The sequence below is a fragment of the Allobosea sp. NPDC055594 genome, assembly GCF_053618995.1.
The window spans coordinates 152,167-168,733 of the sequence record NZ_JBSHIO010000003.1 but is presented as its reverse complement, the minus strand read 5'-3'; the positions used below and the strand labels follow the sequence as shown (position 1 = coordinate 168,733).

Sequence of the window (16,567 nt, the reverse complement as noted above, 5' to 3'; positions counted from 1 at the left end):
CTCGCTCCATCCCGATGAACATCGACCGACGGTCTTGTTCATCTCCCGTTGACCAGTGCCGGCGTCCAATGCTGGGAGAGAAGGAGAAATCATGCATAAACTTTTCGCGCTGACGGCCTTTACGGTCGGCGCTGCCTTTGTCACTCCCATTCATGCTTCCGAGGCCATTCCTCAGAGTCTGGCGCAACGGCTGGACGGCACCGCGGCCGAGTACAGCATGACCGAGGCCAAGCGGCGCCGCCTCTACATGATGGACCAGGCCAATCGGCAGCAGCGTTATGGTCGCGGTGGGCCAGGGTATAATCGTGGTTACGGGCCGCCGCCGCGCTATGGATACGGCCCCGGGTACGGCTACGGCCCGCGTCCGGGTTATGGTCGTGGTCCGGGCTATTATGGTCCCCGTTCGGGGTATCGTCCGCCTCCGCGGTGGTGATGTTGGAGAGCGACGGGCAACCGTCGCTCTTTTCTTTGCGGGCTGGTTCATGAGAGCGCTCCGCTCCCGACCCGTACGGCCTGGACCTCGGCTGCGCCAATATTCCCCAAAGACCTAAGGCGTGCATGCGGTTGCTCCCCGGGCTCCGCCGGTGGGCTGGGGGCGACTCGTCCTCCGTCTCGGATCTCAGGGGCGCCGTAAAGCATTTCGCCCGAACGGCCTCCGGACTCGTCAGCCGATGTTCGCCGCCGTTTCCCGGTTGCAAGAATTTCATCTCCGATCAGGCCTGCGTCGAGCATAGTAAGTGCTGGCAGTGCCGAACTTTGAATAAATATACTTATTCTTCCGATCCTATTGATCAAGCATTCGATCCAGGTACGAATATCGATAACGACGGTCTGCCGAAGTCAGAGTGCAGTCATGGCTGCCTCAAATCTTCTCGAGAGCGTATCATGGCATCTGGACACGATCACTTCGCGGCGCTGGTCGGCGACACGCCGCTGCTCGAACTTAACCGTTTCGCCGAGGGACTGAAACTCGGCGCGCGGATCCTTGCCAAGATCGAGTATCTGAATCCTGCCGGCGGCATCAAGGACCGGACCGCCTGGGGCCTCATTCGCGACGCCGAGGAAAGCGGCCAGTTGAAGGCGGGCCAGCGTATCGTCGACGTCACCAGCGGGAATACGGGGATCGGGCTCGCTGCGCTGGCAGCCGCGCGCGGCTATCCCTCGAAGTTCTATCTGCGCAACACGATCAGCGACGAGGTTGAGCCCGAACATCACCGTCGGCGGTTCGGCCGAAAGGGACGACACCGAGGTTGCGGTCAGGCCGGTGCGGTCCTCGCCACGCCCGACGGTGACGACGCTGACGCCGCCGACGAGCCGACGCAGCGCCGTGCGAAACATGGCGGTATCGGGCGAGGCAGGTTGCTGCCGGAGAGCTGCCCTGGTGTGGAGCGGGATGATGGTCAAAAGGCTAGCTCCGTTTCAGCGCGCCATGCCGAATGCCGACGGTGCGCTTGATCGAGTAATCGACCGGCGGAGGCCACGCCGTTTCTGGCTGGCGTCTCGTCAAAGTCGGTAAAAAACTCGCTCAGACAAGTTCTAGCGTCAACAAGAATGTTCTTTTTAAAGAATGAAGCATCAAAACAATGTATTCTACTGACTGGGATTACGGTAGAAGATATACGTTTTGCGCTGATATTGAATGACAATATGCCTGATTGGCAGGAGTTGCGGTTCTATAAAGAAAACGGCTTGTCGTTCTCTGCGTGTCGTTCCAAGCGCACAATGGGCCTCAACCGGACGGGCGCTCCTGCAGCGCGCCGTCGAGCGGTCGGTCTTCAAGGCCAGGCACGCCCGACGCCGGCTTGCCGCATGTACCGTGCAGGCACGAGCCACCGCCTTCCGCCTTCGTCTAGTCCGCCTCCTTGATTGACGGCCTCGGCTCAAATCCGGAGGCAAATCAGGGCCTCGGCTCAGCGACAATCTCCCGAGAGTCCCGGGCCGTCTTCTCGCCGCCTTGAACGCTACGAGCTTGCCACGATCTTGTCGGCCAGCAGCCGAACGCGGATGGGATCACGGGCCGCCCATGGATGAATCTGATGGGGAGCGTCGGGAAGATCGAGGTGATCGAGCATGGCCGAGGGGATGGCTCGGCGATAGGCTTCGATCACGCCAGCGGGAATTACGTGATCCTGCCCGGCGGTGACGAGGAGCACTTTTCCACGGAATGCGCGGAGGAGTGGGAGAGGGCGGGCATTCGCGAAATCCCGGCTTTGCCGCAGAATCTCAGTGAAATGATGATCGAAGTGCACATCGAATGCCTCCGCCACGTAAAGGGCGGGGCAGGAGAGCACCAGCGAACGCGGCTGCAGGAACGCGAGCAACTCGGCGGCCACATAGCCGCCCATGCTGTTGCCCATGACGATGCTGGGCTTGCTTTCGCCCATGAACGCGGCCGCGGCACGCGCCTGGTCGAGCCGCAGCCTGAGGCTGGATCCGGAGAGTTGTCCGGAACTGTTACCATGGCCGGAGAAGTCGAAGGCGAAGGTCGAGATGCCCCGCTCCGCCAAGGCCCGGGCAAGATAGCCGATACGCTTGCGGTTCCCCGAGCCGCCGCCGTGCAGATACAGCATGTGCCCGGTGGCGCTGCCGCTGGGCGCTACCCAAGTGTAGCGCAGCGTCTCGCCCGTGGCCTCGAAGCTGCCGTCCTGGCAGCGGATCAAGCGAGCCTCCCCAAGACTGGCTAGCGATGGAGGATTTGCCCGAGGAACGCCTTGGTTCTCTCGTTTCGCGGATTGGTGAAGAACGCTTCCGGAGGCGCTTCTTCGACGATCTCTCCCTTGTCCATGAACAGGATACGGTCGGCGACGGTGCGCGCGAAAGCCATCTCGTGGGTGACGCAGACCATGGTCATGCCCTGACCGGCGAGCTCGACGATCACGTCGAGGACCTCCTTGATCATTTCCGGGTCGAGGGCCGAGGTCGGCTCGTCGAACAACATGGCCGTCGGCTTCATGCACAGCGCCCGTGCAATCGCCACGCGCTGCTGCTGTCCGCCGGAGAGTTCGCCAGGGTATTTGTGCGCCTGCTCTCCAATGCGGACACGCAGCAGGTATTCGCGCGCCGTCGCCTCCGCTTCATCCTTGCTGACGCCCTTGATCTTCACGGGCGCGATCATGAGGTTTTGCAGGACGGTGAGATGCGGGAAGAGATTGAATTGCTGGAACACCATGCCGACGTCTTGGCGGACAGCGGCAACACTGCGCATGCTGTGGTCCAGGGTGACGCCGTTGACGAGGATCTCACCGTCGCGATGGTCCTCGAGCCGGTTGATGCAACGGATCAGGGTCGATTTTCCTGATCCGGAAGGCCCGCAGATCACCACGCGCTCGCCGCGCGCGACCTCGAAGTCGATTTTCTTCAGAACCTGAAAGTCGCCATACCATTTGCTCACGCCGCGGAGGCGGATCATCGGAGCGGTGTCGGCTGCCGCCAGCGTCGATGTCGTCATCGTTTCGTTCCTTAGAAGCCTAGCTCGCCATCCAGCCGCCGTCGACGAGGAGATTCTCCCCGGTGATGAAGTTCGCCTCGTCCGAGGCCAGGAACAGCGCGGCGCTCGCAACATCGTCCGGCCTGCCGAAGCGCGGCCAGGGCGTCCGGTTGCGGGAGTATTCGAGCCAGCGCTCTTCGACTGCACGGCCGGTCTTGCCCGTCAGGATCTTGCCGGGAGCCACGGCGTTGCAGATGATGCCGTGTCTGGCATAGTCGGCGGCGATCTGCCGGGTCATGTAGACGACCCCGGATTTCGAGGTTCCGTAGGCGATATCCTCCGGAGCGGCGATCATGCCGTGCTGCGAGGAAATATTGACGATCCGGCCGCGAGCCTCGTTGCGGATCTCCTGGGTCATCATCTGCCTGACGGCGGCGCGCGCCATCAGGAACGGCCCCGTCAGATTGACCGCCAGAACCCTGTTCCATTCGGCGAGGCTGGTCTCGACGAGCGGCTTGCCGACGCCGATCGCGGCATTGTTCACGAGGACGTCGAGCCGGCCGAAACGGCGGGTCGCTTCGTCGACCACCCTTTCGACATCCTCTTCGGTGGCGACGTCGGCCTTCAGAAAGGCAATGTCGTGTCCTTCGCGGCGAAGCACCGTTTCGATCGGCCCGCCACCCTCGCGGACCTCTTCCGTCCGATCGACGAGCACGAGACGTGCGCCTTCCGATGCGAAGCGCAGGGCGATGGCCCGCCCGATGCCGGATGAAGCCCCGGTGATGATCGTCACCTTGCCCGAAAGCCTGGTCATGGCCGTGCCTCCCCGAGCGCCGCAAGCTGGCGCGTCCAGTCGAGATATTCGCTCGCCGCCGCAGCGAGCTCGCGCCGGGCGGAGAACCCGGTGTCGGCCGCGAGGGCGGCGGTGCTCAGGGCCGGGCGATCCTGCTTGAGATTGTAGGCGACGCTCGCCGGCTCGCCGGCCTCCGCGAGGCGGTAGCGAAGGCCCGTGTGCCGGGCGATATGGCTGCACCATTCGAGCAGGTCGGTCGTGCTGCCTGCGCCGAGATTGTAGATCCGCCGTTGCAAGGTCTGGCCGAAGAGAACCGCGACGATGCCGGAGGCCGCATCGCGCGAGTAGATCCAGTCCGCGGCCATCGGGCGCGGCAGCACGACCTCTTGTCCGGCAAGAGCCTGATCGAGGATCTGCAGATGCGGGCTCATCGCGTCGCGCGCGCCGGAGCGATGTTCCCAAGGGCCAAAGACGGGCCCCAGGCGCACCACCCGGACATCGATGTCATACAGGCCGCCGAGATGCAGGGCAGCCTGTTCGGAGGCGAGTTTGGTGATGCCGTACAGCGAAGCGGGCGAAGGGCAGGAGCTTTGCTCCTCATAGGTGCCCGACAGGCCAGGACGGGAGAAGCCGTAGACGGCGACGGAGCTGAGCATCGTCAGGCGCCGTATCCCGCCATGCTCATGCGCCTGCTCCAGAACGTTCAGAGTCCCGTTCAGGTTGACGTCGACGATGCTGCGCGCGTCGGTCCTTTCCCTTTGCGGTCCGGCGGTGATCGCCGCCGTATGCACGATGCGGTCTATCGGGCAGCCGGCAAGCGCCCGACGGATATCGTCGGCGCAGGTCACGTCTCCGAGTACGGGCCTTACCGCCTGCCCGAACTGCTTCAGGGCGTGGGGCGGGGGCTGGCGGGTATCGAAGAGGACGATGTCCTCGCCGTGGGCGAGCAGCTGCTCGGCGATCGCAAGACCGACGAAGCCTGCGCCTCCGGTGATAAGAACGGTCATGGCAGGTCCCTCAGCGGACGATCATGGTGCGCCGCTCGAGCTTCGCGACCCAGCGGGCAAACGGCCAAAGCAGGACGAAGAAGATCAGCGCCGCGGCCGTGAGCGGAGTCGGATTGTAGGTTTGTTCCTGTGCCACACGGGCGGAGCGCAGCAGTTCGGGCAGGGCGACGAGGGCGGCGATCGAGGTGGTTTTCACGAGCTCGAGCGAGTTGCTCGCCAGGGGCGCCAGGACGTTTCGGATCGCTTGCGGCAGGATGATGTAGACCACTGTGCGGATCGGGCCGAAACCGAGGGCGTGGGCGGCTTCCCTTTGGCCCTTGGGTACGGATTCGACGCCTGCGCGCAGAATCTCGCCATAATAGCCGGAGTTGTTGACGGTTATGGCCATCACCACGGCGGCAAAGCTGCCGAGCTTGAGGCCCAGGAACGGCAGTCCGTAGAAGATCAGTACCAGCAGGACGATGACTGGAAACGAGCGCAGCACATCGACGTAGATCAGCAGCAGGATATTGAGCCAGCGAATGTGGAAGCTGTACAGGATCGCGATCAGCAGGCCGCAGAGCACGGCGAGCGGCAGAGTGACGATGGCCAGCAGGAGCGTCAGCTCCAGGCCCTGAACCAGAAGCGGGTATATCTGGATCAGAGAATCGACGTTGAAGAAGTTCTCGAGAAAGATGTCCATCGTGCCTGTACCTCAGCGGCTGCGCGGGCTGAACTTGCGTTCGACCCAGCGACTGGCGATGACCAGCGGGATGAAGAAGGTGAGGTAGAAGGCGGCGGCCAGCGTCAGGGGGGAGGGGTTGGCGACGATCGCCATCACGCTTTGCGCCTGCCCCAGGGTTTCCGGCAGGGCGACGGCCGTGCCCAGCGCAGTTCCCTTGCTGATCGCGATCGCACGGTTGGTCAGGAGCGGAATCGCCAGGCGGATGGCCTGTGGCAGCACGATGAGGAACAGTGCCCGAAAATAGGTGAATCCGAGCGCTTCGGAAGCTTCCCATTGCCCGCGCGGCACCGCCCTGATGGCCGAATGGAAAATCTCGGTGGCGAAGGCGGAGAGCACCAACGCGAGGGCGACGACCGTGGTGGCGAACGGCGATAAGGCCAGGCCGGCATAGGGTAGGCCGAAATAGACGAAGATGATGACGACGAGCTGGGGCAGCGTCCGGAAAAGATCGACATAGACGACGATCGCTGCGCTCAGGGCCCTGCTATTCATGCAGTGCAGAACGGCGAAGCCCAGCCCGACGCCGATGCCGAGTATGATCACCAGAATGGAGACCAGCACCGTCAAGCCAAATCCGCCGAGGACCGTCGGGAAGGCCTCGGCCATGACCTGAAGATTGAAGTAGTTCTCGACGATCTTATCCATGACAGATGTCCGCCCAATGTCCGTCGCAGCCGGAACGGAGCCCGGCCGCGGTGGATTTTGCGTGCTTCACGCCAGGATTACTTGCAGTTGAGCGCGCTGGGCGTGGCTTCGAAGCCCTTGAAGCCGGGGGCGCCGTAGCCGAAATAGACGGTATCGATCGCGGAGCCGTCGTCCGGCTTACCGTACCATTTCTCGTGCATTTTCCGCATCGTGCCGTCGAGCTTCATGCATTGCAGGATGTCTTCGACCTTGTTGCGATATGCGTTGCTTTCATTCCGGAACGCATATCCGAAATTGCGGCCATTATAGTCTTTGAATGCGACCTTGATCGCCTTGTTCTGCTTGGCAGCGTAGACGGCCGTCGGGATCTCGTTGAGCGCCGCGAAGGCGCGCCGCGTAATGAGCGCCTGGACGGTGTCGGGGAAAGCATCGTAGCGCTGGACCTCGAAGCCGTATTTCTCGGCATTTGCCGTGGCCCAGGTGTCGGAAATCGTGCCGCGATTGACGGCGATCGCCTTGCCCTTCAGGTCTTCGAAGCCTTTCATTTCATCGCTGGTGCGAACGAGAAAGCCGTTGCCGGTCGCAAACAGAGGCTCGGTGAAGAGCATCCGCTCGGATCGTTCCGCCGTGATGTTCAATGGGTTGACCGTGAACTCGATCCGCTTTGCGAACAGGGCGGCGAACAGGCCTGAGAAGGGAATGTCGACGATCTCGACCTTGGGGCGGCCGAGGCGCTTGCCGACTTCGTTGATCAGGTCGGCGCCAAAGCCCTCGGGGCCGCTCGCGCCGCGGACCATCCAGGGGGCCACGCCAAAATCGGTGCCGACGACCAGTGGCGCGTTTGCCGGGTGATCGGCTTCCTGCGCCAGGGAGGCGCTGCCGGCGAAGAGCGTCGCGCCAAGCATAGCCGCCGCCGCGACTGTCAGGTTCTTGAAGTGTTTCATGGGGTTCCTCCTCAATTGTTGTTCTGTGTCGGGATCAGGGCCTTGCCGGATGGGTAGCCAGCCAGTGGCGCGCGATGTCGGCGCGGCGGCAGACCCAGACATCCGGATGGCTGGCGACGTGGTCGAGAAAGCGCTCGAGCCCGGCCGCTCGGCCGGGGTGGCCGACGAGGCGAAGATGCAGTCCGACGGACATCATCTTGGGCGCCTGCGCGCCCTCCCGGTAGAGCATGTCGAAGGTGTCGCGCAGATATTCGAAGAGCTGGCTTCCGGTCGACATGCCGCCGCGAATGAATTTCGCGTCATTGTTGACCAGGCCATAGGGCACGACGAGGTGAGATTTGCCGTCTACTTCGGTCCAGTACGGCAATTCGTCGTTGTAGGCGTCCGAGTCGTAAAGAAATCCGCCATGTTCGACGAGGAGGCGACGTGTATTGGTGCTCGATCCGTATCGGCAGTACCAGCCGAGCGGCGCCTCGCCAAAGAGGTGCGTCAGCTTCGCGGTGGCGTTGCGGATGCGCTCGCGTTCTTCCGCTTCGCTCATCCCCTGATGATGTTCCCAGCGCAGCCCATGGGAGCAGACATCGTATCCGCGAGCACGGATGCGAGCGCAGACTTCCGGGTTGCGTTCCAGTGCCAGGGCGCATCCGAGGATCGTCGCGGTCATGCCGCGTTCCGCGAGCAGCCGGTCGACGCGCCAGAAACCCACCCGGCTGCCGTATTCGAACATGGACTCGGCAGCGAGGTCGCGCCCCTTGTAGCCGGAGGTTCCGCCCTCGGTCAGACCGCTCTCGCTGGTGGCGTCGCCGTCCGGAACGGAGGGCTCGCCGCCTTCTTCGTAGTTGACGCAGATGTTCAGCGCGAGGCGGGCATTGCCGGGCCATTGCGGATGGGGCGGCTTGGCGCCATAGCCGCGAAAGTCGCGACGCAGATGATCAAGGCTGGACATGGCTTGCTCCCACGACGGCAGGCGCCGGATTACGGATCTCGACCGGGCGATCGAGATCGAGGAAGACGTCGTCATCGTTCCGGCCGGTCAGCGACATGACCACGGCGTATTCGGCGGGCTTGTCGAGCGCTGTGAAGCCGTGGTGCCAGACGTCGCGGCCATAGGTCACGCCATGGTCGTGAGGCACCAGGAACGCCCGCAGCGTCCCGAGATCGGGCCGACCCTCGGGATCGGAATGGCAAACCACCGCGAGATGCTCCACGCCGCGCAGCGGCAGGAAGGTTTGTGCAGAGAAGGGATGGCGCTCCAGGTGGCGGACGATCAGGGGTAGGGTTACGGCGGCCGCCACCTGGCTGACCCAGAGGGTCGGCTGCCCGGCCTCGTCGGTGCGTTCGAAAGCGCGCGGGACATAGTGGCGGCGGGCCGTCCCGGAATGCAGGACAACGGTTCCGAAGGGGGCGAAGCCTTCGGCCGTGAGAGGCGCGACCTCGATCTGTATCCGACCGGCCGCCATCATAGGGCTCCCCGTCCGAAGGCAGCCAGGAAGCCTTCCCGGATATTCTCGAGATGGCGGAACATCGCCTCCCGCGCAGCCTTGCCGTCGCCGGCGCCGAGCGCGTCGATGATGGCAAGATGCTCTTCGCGCGCATGGCTTGTGCGGCCCGGAACCCGTTCGATATGCGACAGGCGGATGCGCCTGCGGGCCTCGCCGATCATCAGGGCGAGCGAGCGGTTGCCGCAGTGCTTCGCGATGAGGTCGTGGACCTCGTCGCCCTTCAGCCAGGTATTGGTGTCGTTGTGATCGGCCGCGGGGTCGTCGACATGGTCGCGTGCGGCCTGCAAGGCAGCGGCAGGAATCCGACCCGCGGCCATGGCCGCGGCCTCTGGTTCGAGCAGGCGGCGCACCAGGAGCAGCTCAAGCACCTCTCCGGCGCCGATATCCCTGACGACCATCGTGCCGTTCGCCAGGCGCACGAGATATCCCTCGCCTTGCAGCCGGCTCAGAACGTTGCGCAGCGGCGTCCTGGACACCTCCAGCGCCTCCGAGATGCGCCTCTCGTCGAGCACGGATCCGGCGCCGATCTCCCGGTTCTCGATCCAGCGAAGGATCGTTTCATAGGTGCGTTCGGTCACGCTCGAGGCGGCGGGCGGGGCTGGAGGCTTTGGGATGGGAGGCACTCGATCCTCTATGGCATTCATGGATTATTCTCTTGGGATACCAAGAGAGCGCCAGATCGAGCTGCTGTCAAGTTCCTGAGTGAGGCCCTGCCGTCAGGCTGGTGTGAGCGCCGGCGTCAGCAAGCCTTCGGCGCGGACGTCACGCCTCCCGGGCTTGGACATGGGTGTGATGAGACGCCGCCGATCCCCAGTGTGCGACACTCAGGTGAAGCGGATGCGGCGCCGAGATGATGTGGTTCCGATCGCGATTGTGGCGAACGTCTCGGCCGTTGTCCTGAACAGCACGCGGCGGCGAGCCAGGGGGAGCGCCTTCGGCCTAGCTCGACCTGGACACCTGCTGTCTTTCATCATCGGGGTTCGCCTGGAGTTCCGTGAGCAGCCAACTGATAAATGCCGCAACGATCGGCGTTTCCTGGGTGCCGCTCGGGCAGGCGAGATATAGTGACCGGTTTGCAGGAACGCTGGCGGCGAACGGGGCGACGAGCCGCCCGGTATCGAGGGCGTGCCGCGCCGTGAGATCGTCTCCCAGGGCGACGCCCTGACCGTAGATGGCCGCTTCGAGAGAGAGCTGGGCATCCGGAAGATATTGCCGGGCGTAAGGTCTTCCCCGCACGCCCGAGGATTGCAGCCATCTCTGCCATTCCGCCCCGTCATCGGCGTGCAGGAGCACGTGCCGGTCGAGATCGCGGATCGATCGGAGCGGAAGCCGGCCGGCGAGATGCGGGCTGATCACCGGGAAGAGGTTCAGGCCCGCGAGCAGATGAACCCACATGTCCGGCCAGTCGCCGTTCCCGTACAGAATGTTGACGTCGCCTTTTCCGACATCCGGGCCCGAGGAGCTCGTGGAAACGAACCGGACCTCGACATCAGGCAGATGCGCTCGGATCGCCTCGAGCTTCGGCATCAGCCAGTAGGACAGGAAGGCCGGAACGCAGCCCACGCAAAGCTTTCCGTGCGATATCGGCTTTTCGATCTTCGTTATCGAGCCGGACAGGATATCGAAGGCCGCGGCGCTGTCGGCATAGAGCTGTTCGCCCGCTCGCGTGAGGCTGACTTTTCGCTTTCCCTTTTCGAGCAGGCTTATCCGTAGGCCGGCCTCGAGCGCCCGCAACTGATGGCTCACCGCGCTCGGCGTGACATGCAGCTCCCCGGCTGCGCCGGTGAGGCTTCCATGCCTGGCAACGGCCTCGAAGGTTCTGAGCGCGTTGAGAAGGAGAGGTCGACGGCGCATCGGATCTGCAAATTTTTCTCATCATAGACCTGTTGATCTTCTCAATTGCAATAGATTTCCTCGCAGGCAATCTGTCTGGACCACTCGCCATCGTCATGGATGCAGGGAGCCAGCGACAATGTGGAACTCCGATGATCTTGCGGCGCTCCGGAGCCGGTTCGGAACGGCCTCAGGCGGGGCAATGGAGACGCCGGCCTATCAGCGGATCGCCGACCTGATCTTCAAGGACGGAGACCGGCGCGAATTCCCCTATGCCGGTTTTCCGACCCTGCTGGATGCGCCCGCATTGAACCTCGCCGAAAGCCCGGATCGCCTCAGCGCGTTGCAAGTCGCGCTCCTGGGCATCCCGATGGACCTCGCCGTGACCAACCGGGCCGGCTCGCGGTTCGGCCCGCGCGCCTTGCGGACGGTCGAGCGGATCGGGCCTTACAACGACGCGCTCGCATGTGCCCCGGTCCACGAAATGCGCGTGGCCGATATCGGGGACGTGCCGTTTCGCAGCAGGTTCGACCTGGCGATGAGCCATGAGGACATCGAGCGCCATATCGGCAGGATCGTCGATGCCGGCGTCATCCCGCTCTCGGTCGGCGGAGACCACTCGATCAGCCATCCCATCCTGAAGGTTCTCGGCCGCCACGGCCCTGTCGGCATGATTCATATCGACGCCCATTGCGACACGGGTGGCGTCTATGAGGGCGAGCGCTTCCACCATGGCGGCCCGTTCCGCAACGCCGTGCTCGACGGCGTGCTCGACCCCACCCGGACGATTCAGATCGGGATCCGGGGGGCGGCCGAGTACATCTGGGAGTTCTCCCGGATATCGGGGATGACGGTGATCCCTGCCCGGGAGATTTCCGGGCTCGGCCTGCCGGCGATCATCGAGAAGGCGAGAGCTGTCGTGGGGGATGGGCCGACATACCTCTCCTTCGACATCGACAGCCTCGATCCGGCCTTCGCCCCCGGCACCGGCACGCCGGAGGTGGGCGGGCTCACAAACCGCGAAGCCCTCGAGATCCTGCGCGGGATGAAGGGTGTCAATCTGGTCGGCGGCGATGTCGTCGAGGTCGCGCCTGCCTATGACGCGACGAGCAACACGACCCATAACGCGGCCCAGATGCTGTTCGAGATTCTGAGCCTCATCTTGTTCAGCCCCTCGCTCCGCGAGGCGGATCGCGCTTGATCAGTTTCCGGCGAGCAAGGCTTGGAGGCCGGCCTGTGCTTCCTTCCGCCTGCGGGTGCGGCATCGGCCGGGCGAGGTGGCCCGGCCTGCCGCTGGCGCTGGGGATTAGTCTGGCCGCGAAAGGGTAAATCGCCCGGATTTCATCAGCTTTCCCGGGAGATCATGCCCGATCGATGTCTCCGCCAGATGGGCCGCGCTGATCAATGCCTCCAGCACTGTGGCCTCGTTCTCGGCATCGAGCGCGGCGCCGGCCTCGTCGAGCAGGATGACCGGCGCAGCCTTGTGGGTTTCGCGATCGGCGGCGCAAGGGCATGTCAGGCCGGTGTCGCCTGATCGCTATTCGTGTCCACGGCGACTTGCCCACCGAGCTGGGCGCGGTGCGGTGCTGGGGCCGGCCTGTTTCCGGTCGTCTGCGCTCCGGCCCGCGAAACAACCCGGATCGGATCGTTCAGCAGCCGCAGGCCGTTGAGAACGACGAGAACCGTCCCGCCCTCGTGCCCGAGCACTGCGAATGGCAGAGGCAGGTCGAAAAAGGCGGCGCCGGTGACGAGAAGCAGCATCGCGCCGATCGCGAACATCAGGTTCTGGCGAATGATCCGTGCGGCTCGCTGCGACAGTCTGTGCGCCGCCGCGAGCCGCTCCATGTCTTCCGAGAGGAGGGCGACGTCGGCTGCCTGAAGGGCCACCTCGGAGCCGGCCGCGCCCATGGCGATGCCGACATCGGCACGCGCCAGCGCGGCCGCATCGTTCACGCCGTCGCCGACGAACGCGATTTTCCGTCGTTTCGCTGCCGCGGCTACCAGCCTGACCTTGTCCTCGGGCAGCATCTCGGCGTGGACCTCGTCGTCGCTCAGGCTCAGCTCCGCACCGATCCGCAGCGCGACGGAACGTCTGTCGCCCGTCATCATGAGAATTGTTTCGACGCCGCTTCGCCGCAGCGCGGCGAGCGCGGCCGCGGAGGTTTCGCGTGGCTTGTCGGAGACGCTTGCGGCGCCGAGGAGACGGTCGCCACGGCCCAGATAGACCACGGTCTCGGCTGCGTCGCGCAGTGCGCTTAGCGCCTCGTGATCCAGTGCTGCGCCCATGGCCTCCGCCATCCGGCGGTTTCCTGCCCAGAGCGGGCCGGCATCGTCTTCTCCCGTGATCCCCCTGCTGGGCAGTGCCTGCACGTTCCGCACTTCACGGATGGGCAGTCCGCGCTGCGCGACTTCGCGGCGCAGGGCATCGGCAATATGATGCTCGGAATGGGCCTCGAGGCTGGCGAGTGTCGACAGGAGGTCGCGCTCGTTCCCGTCGAGAGCGACGACGTTCGTCACGCTGGCCCGTCCTGCCGTCAAAGTTCCGGTCTTGTCGAACGCAAAGACCTTGACATCGGCCAGGGTCTCCAGTGCCGCGCCACCCTTGAAGAGAACGCCTCCGCGGGCTGCCGCCGCAAGCGCCGAAAGGATTGCGGCCGGCACGGAGATGACGACTGCGCAGGGGCTGGCCGCGACCAGCATGGTCGCGGCGCGATAAAGGGCGATCTCCCAGCTGTGTCCGAGCCAGAGGAAGACGGCGAGCGCGGCGGCGGAGCCGGCGAGCACCGCGATCGTGTAGCGCTGTCCGAACCACGCGCTGAACCGTTCGGAGGGCGCCTTCGCCGCCTGAGCCTGCGTGACCAGCGCGATCATCCGGGCGACCGTGCTCTGCGCCAGCGTCTTGGTGACCCTCAGCTCGAGCACACCATCGAGATTGACGGTCGCCTCGAAAAGCGGCTGGCCCGGCTCCTTGCTGACGGGCATCGACTCGCCGGTGATCGTGGATTCGTCCAGCGCACCCCGGCCGGAGACGACCACGCCGTCCGCCGGAACCCGTGAGCCCGGGCGAAGGATCAGCAAATCGCCGATCCGCAGATCGGCCGCAGGCACTTCCTCGATTCCGCCATGCGGCATTTTGCGGAAGGCCGTTTCCGGCCGCAGCGCCATCAAGGCCTCGATGGCACGCTTGGCGCGCCCCATGGCCCGTTCCTCGAGCGTCGTCGACAGGCTGAACAGCGTCAGCAGGATCGCGCCTTCGAGCGAGGCGCCGACGACTGCCGCGGCGATCGCCGCGACGATCATCAGGAGATCGATATCGAGGACATGGTCGCGTGAGAGCGCCGTCAGGGCCCGCCAGCCGGCCGGCACGCCGCCGGCCAGGTAGACGAGGGCCGTGCCGGCCAGGGCGGCTCGTGCCCCAGTCTCGCCCCCGAGGATCCAGTGGCCCGATACGGCCAGCACGAGGCCAATCACCGTGGCCATGGTGAGAACGACCGGGAGATTCAATCGGAAACGCGGCAACACCCCCTCCAATGCGTGATCGGTGCCAGGCGGTCTTGGGACGTGGCATAGATTGGAATTATTCTAATCTATGCCTGATGCACTCTTCGCGCAACTGCCGGGCCGTCCGGGCCGGGTCATCCCAGCCGGCCGATCCGGAGCCGGACCTCGAAGCCGTCTTGGTGTCCCTCTCTCGGGGAGATCAGCTCGAGGCTGCTGCCGGTACCGGCGGCGATCGCCTTCGCGATGGCCAGCCCGAGCCCGGCGCCTTTCGCCTGCGTGCGGCCGCGCTCGAACGGGTCGAGCAGGCGGGCGAGCAGATCCTGCGGCACGGCCGGCCCGGCATTGGTGATGCGTAGCAGGCCGTCCATCGACAGCGTCACGCAGACCGGTTCGGCCTGCGAGCCGTGCTTCAGCGCATTCTCGATCAGGTTCCGCATCAGGATCGCGAAGGCATCGGGATCGATGCGCGAGAGCACTGGGGCATCGGGCAGGGCCAACTCGATCGGCCCGGCTGCGCCGGCGTTGGCGGTCAGTTCATCCGCGATCAACCGGAGTATGGCACCGATGTCGACCGGCTCGGCGCCATGCAGACTGCCGCCTTCCGCCCTGGCCAACTGCATCAGTTTTTCCGAGAGAGCCGAGAGCCGCCGCAATGCGGTTTCAATGTCGCGAGCGCGGTTGCGTGCGGCCGCGTCGGTCGTTTCCACGATCAGTCTCTGCGTCTGCGCGAGTGCGGCCGCCACCGGCGTGCGGAGCTCATGCGCGGAGTTGGCGGTAAAGCTGCGCTCGGCTTCCAGAGTGCGCCTGAGCCGTTCCAGCAGCTGGTTCACCGACTGGGCGACTGGTCGGATTTCCGAGGGCAGGTCGTCGGCGGCGACGGCGGTCAGATCGCCGGCGCCGCGAAGTTCGATCTCGGAGCGGAAGCGCCGCAGGCTCATCGTCGACAGGCGTATGACGGCCCACACGCCGATCAGGCTGATCGGAACGATCAGGGCGAGCGGGCGGGCCAGTCCGACGAGCACCTCCCACGCCACGGCGCGACGGCGGACCTGCGGCTCGGCGACCGTGATCGTGATCGTGCCCTGTAGCGCAGCATCCGAGTAGAGGCGGTGGGTCGGCGTATCGGAGAAGCCCATGCCGCTGAATGGCGGAAAGATCGCCGGGTCGGCTCTATGCGAGCGCAGCAGCACCTGCCCTTCGGCGTTTCGCACCACATAGGTGAAGTGCTCGTCATGCTCGCGCATCGTCGCGACGCTCTGGCTGGCGGCGTCGTCGCTGTCGCGCCCGATGATGTCGCGCACGGCCAGAGGCAGCAGGCGCTGCCCGGTTTCGGCAAGCGCGCTGTCGAAGACCTCCTCCATTTCGTGGCGCAGATTCTGGGCGGTCACCGCAGCGGCCAGTGCCCAGACGAGCGCGATGGCCAGGCCCAGCCAGAGCGACAGCCGCCATTGCAGGCTTTTCGGCGCGGTCATCGCGCGCTTCCGAGCCGGTAGCCTATACCGCGCAGGGTGTGGACGATCTCGGGTCCGAGCTTCTTGCGCAGGCGGCTTACATAGACCTCGATCGTGTTGCTCTCGACCTCGGTACCGAAGGCATAGAGCCGATCTTCCAGCTGAGCCTTGGAGATCACCAGGCCCGGGCGCTGGACGAAGGCCTCGAAAAGCGCCCATTCGCGCGCGGTGAGATCAACGAGCCGCCCGCTTTTCACGACCGTTCGCGCCGCGAGATCGATCTGCAGATGGCCGATCTCGACGAGCGGGTTGGGATTGCCGCTGTAGCGGCGGGCCACGGCGTTCAGCCTTGCGGAGAGTTCCGAGAGGTCGAACGGCTTGGTCATGTAGTCGTCCGCTCCCGCATTCAGCCCGGCGATGCGGTCGGAGATCTGGTCCAGCGCGGTCAGGATGATGACCGGCGTGGCGCAGCCCTTCCTGCGCAGCTCGCGCAGGAAGGCGAGCCCACGCCCGTCGGGAAGCATCAGGTCCAGCAGGACCAGATCATAGGCGGCGCTGTCGAGATGCTCGGCGGCGCGATCGAGGCGGCCGACCCAGTCCACCGAATGGCTGTCGCCGACGATCTGATCGCGCACCGCGGCCCCGAGGATCGTGTCGTCCTCGATCAGAAGAACTCTCATGAAGGCGCAATCCCATCTGTCGCAGACCAGTTGCCTGCGGAACCTGTCAGCTTGCTGAAA

16 protein-coding genes and 2 pseudogenes are annotated in these 16,567 nt (G+C 64.8%); 3 read left to right on the top strand and 15 right to left on the bottom strand.

Annotation, left to right across the window (positions count from 1 at the left end):
- Positions 1-91 precede the first annotated feature (91 nt).
- Entirely contained in the window at positions 92-433 is a 342-nt protein-coding gene (locus ACWGRX_RS07960) for a hypothetical protein (RefSeq protein WP_452117100.1), read from the top strand.
- Positions 434-558: 125 nt separating this feature from the next.
- Positions 559-1,146, top strand: a pseudogene (locus tag ACWGRX_RS07955) (pyridoxal-phosphate dependent enzyme); the annotation flags it as partial.
- A gap of 84 nt (positions 1,147-1,230) precedes the next feature.
- Here ACWGRX_RS07955 and ACWGRX_RS07950 read toward each other — a convergent pair.
- The 12 genes and pseudogenes from ACWGRX_RS07950 to ACWGRX_RS07895 form a co-directional block, all read right to left on the bottom strand.
- A pseudogene (locus ACWGRX_RS07950) lies at positions 1,231-1,338 on the bottom strand (flavin reductase); the annotation flags it as partial.
- Positions 1,339-1,961: 623 nt separating this feature from the next.
- On the bottom strand, positions 1,962-2,660 hold the full coding sequence (locus tag ACWGRX_RS07945; protein ID WP_452117099.1) for an alpha/beta hydrolase: 699 nt from the start codon (positions 2,658-2,660) through the stop codon (positions 1,962-1,964).
- A gap of 20 nt (positions 2,661-2,680) precedes the next feature.
- Positions 2,681-3,448, bottom strand: coding sequence for an amino acid ABC transporter ATP-binding protein (locus ACWGRX_RS07940; protein WP_452117098.1), 768 nt, complete (start codon positions 3,446-3,448; stop codon positions 2,681-2,683).
- A gap of 19 nt (positions 3,449-3,467) precedes the next feature.
- Positions 3,468-4,241 (bottom strand): SDR family NAD(P)-dependent oxidoreductase, encoded by a 774-nt coding sequence (locus ACWGRX_RS07935; protein ID WP_452117097.1) that lies wholly within the window; start codon positions 4,239-4,241, stop codon positions 3,468-3,470.
- A complete protein-coding gene (locus ACWGRX_RS07930; protein WP_452117096.1) occupies positions 4,238-5,227 on the bottom strand; it encodes an NAD-dependent epimerase/dehydratase family protein in 990 nt (329 codons plus the stop codon). Before ACWGRX_RS07930 ends, ACWGRX_RS07935 begins: the two co-directional genes overlap by 4 nt.
- Positions 5,228-5,237: 10 nt before the next feature.
- The gene (locus tag ACWGRX_RS07925; RefSeq protein ID WP_291634492.1) at positions 5,238-5,909 is read right to left on the bottom strand and encodes an amino acid ABC transporter permease; all 672 of its coding nucleotides are present in this window, start codon (positions 5,907-5,909) and stop codon (positions 5,238-5,240) included.
- 12 nt (positions 5,910-5,921) lie between these two features.
- On the bottom strand, positions 5,922-6,596 hold the full coding sequence (locus ACWGRX_RS07920; protein ID WP_291634494.1) for an amino acid ABC transporter permease: 675 nt from the start codon (positions 6,594-6,596) through the stop codon (positions 5,922-5,924).
- A gap of 77 nt (positions 6,597-6,673) precedes the next feature.
- Entirely contained in the window at positions 6,674-7,642 is a 969-nt protein-coding gene (locus tag ACWGRX_RS07915) for a substrate-binding periplasmic protein (RefSeq protein ID WP_452117095.1), read from the bottom strand.
- Positions 7,575-8,561 (bottom strand): allantoinase PuuE, encoded by a 987-nt coding sequence (locus tag ACWGRX_RS07910; protein WP_452117094.1) that lies wholly within the window; start codon positions 8,559-8,561, stop codon positions 7,575-7,577. The genes ACWGRX_RS07915 and ACWGRX_RS07910 overlap by 68 nt, the downstream gene beginning before the upstream one ends.
- On the bottom strand, positions 8,473-9,000 hold the full coding sequence (locus ACWGRX_RS07905) for an ureidoglycolate lyase (protein ID WP_452117093.1): 528 nt from the start codon (positions 8,998-9,000) through the stop codon (positions 8,473-8,475). The genes ACWGRX_RS07910 and ACWGRX_RS07905 overlap by 89 nt, the downstream gene beginning before the upstream one ends.
- Entirely contained in the window at positions 9,000-9,686 is a 687-nt protein-coding gene (locus tag ACWGRX_RS07900; protein WP_452117092.1) for a GntR family transcriptional regulator, read from the bottom strand. The genes ACWGRX_RS07905 and ACWGRX_RS07900 overlap by 1 nt, the downstream gene beginning before the upstream one ends.
- A 295-nt stretch (positions 9,687-9,981) precedes the next feature.
- Positions 9,982-10,896, bottom strand: coding sequence for a LysR substrate-binding domain-containing protein (locus ACWGRX_RS07895; RefSeq protein ID WP_452117091.1), 915 nt, complete (start codon positions 10,894-10,896; stop codon positions 9,982-9,984).
- A 118-nt stretch (positions 10,897-11,014) separates the two neighbouring features.
- Between ACWGRX_RS07895 and speB the strand changes: the two genes are divergently transcribed.
- Positions 11,015-12,076, top strand: a complete 1,062-nt coding sequence (gene speB, locus ACWGRX_RS07890) for an agmatinase (protein ID WP_452117090.1) — start codon at positions 11,015-11,017, stop codon at positions 12,074-12,076.
- 314 nt (positions 12,077-12,390) lie between these two features.
- Here speB and ACWGRX_RS07885 read toward each other — a convergent pair whose 3' ends face one another.
- From ACWGRX_RS07885 to ACWGRX_RS07875, 3 genes are all read right to left on the bottom strand, one after another.
- Complete coding sequence (locus ACWGRX_RS07885; protein WP_452117089.1) at positions 12,391-14,355, bottom strand: heavy metal translocating P-type ATPase; 1,965 nt, start codon at positions 14,353-14,355, stop codon at positions 12,391-12,393.
- Between the two features lie 155 nt (positions 14,356-14,510).
- A complete protein-coding gene (locus tag ACWGRX_RS07880; protein ID WP_452117088.1) occupies positions 14,511-15,848 on the bottom strand; it encodes a sensor histidine kinase in 1,338 nt (445 codons plus the stop codon).
- The gene (locus ACWGRX_RS07875; RefSeq protein ID WP_452117087.1) at positions 15,845-16,507 is read right to left on the bottom strand and encodes a response regulator transcription factor; all 663 of its coding nucleotides are present in this window, start codon (positions 16,505-16,507) and stop codon (positions 15,845-15,847) included. The genes ACWGRX_RS07880 and ACWGRX_RS07875 overlap by 4 nt, the downstream gene beginning before the upstream one ends.
- Between the last annotated feature and the right edge of the window lie 60 nt (positions 16,508-16,567).

Coding starts and splice junctions, on each gene's coding strand:
- ACWGRX_RS07880 (WP_452117088.1), bottom strand. CDS start 15,848: ATGACCGCGCCGAAAAGCCTGCAATGGCGGCTGTCGCTCTGGCTGGGC.
- ACWGRX_RS07905 (WP_452117093.1), bottom strand. CDS start 9,000: ATGGCGGCCGGTCGGATACAGATCGAGGTCGCGCCTCTCACGGCCGAA.
- ACWGRX_RS07935 (WP_452117097.1), bottom strand. CDS start 4,241: ATGACCAGGCTTTCGGGCAAGGTGACGATCATCACCGGGGCTTCATCC.
- ACWGRX_RS07900 (WP_452117092.1), bottom strand. CDS start 9,686: ATGAATGCCATAGAGGATCGAGTGCCTCCCATCCCAAAGCCTCCAGCC.
- ACWGRX_RS07910 (WP_452117094.1), bottom strand. CDS start 8,561: ATGACGACGTCTTCCTCGATCTCGATCGCCCGGTCGAGATCCGTAATC.
- ACWGRX_RS07960 (WP_452117100.1), top strand. CDS start 92: ATGCATAAACTTTTCGCGCTGACGGCCTTTACGGTCGGCGCTGCCTTT.
- ACWGRX_RS07920 (WP_291634494.1), bottom strand. CDS start 6,596: ATGGATAAGATCGTCGAGAACTACTTCAATCTTCAGGTCATGGCCGAG.
- ACWGRX_RS07930 (WP_452117096.1), bottom strand. CDS start 5,227: ATGACCGTTCTTATCACCGGAGGCGCAGGCTTCGTCGGTCTTGCGATC.
- ACWGRX_RS07925 (WP_291634492.1), bottom strand. CDS start 5,909: ATGGACATCTTTCTCGAGAACTTCTTCAACGTCGATTCTCTGATCCAG.
- ACWGRX_RS07875 (WP_452117087.1), bottom strand. CDS start 16,507: ATGAGAGTTCTTCTGATCGAGGACGACACGATCCTCGGGGCCGCGGTG.
- ACWGRX_RS07915 (WP_452117095.1), bottom strand. CDS start 7,642: ATGTCTGGGTCTGCCGCCGCGCCGACATCGCGCGCCACTGGCTGGCTA.
- ACWGRX_RS07885 (WP_452117089.1), bottom strand. CDS start 14,355: ATGGCCACGGTGATTGGCCTCGTGCTGGCCGTATCGGGCCACTGGATC.
- ACWGRX_RS07895 (WP_452117091.1), bottom strand. CDS start 10,896: ATGCGCCGTCGACCTCTCCTTCTCAACGCGCTCAGAACCTTCGAGGCC.
- speB (WP_452117090.1), top strand. CDS start 11,015: ATGTGGAACTCCGATGATCTTGCGGCGCTCCGGAGCCGGTTCGGAACG.
- ACWGRX_RS07940 (WP_452117098.1), bottom strand. CDS start 3,448: ATGACGACATCGACGCTGGCGGCAGCCGACACCGCTCCGATGATCCGC.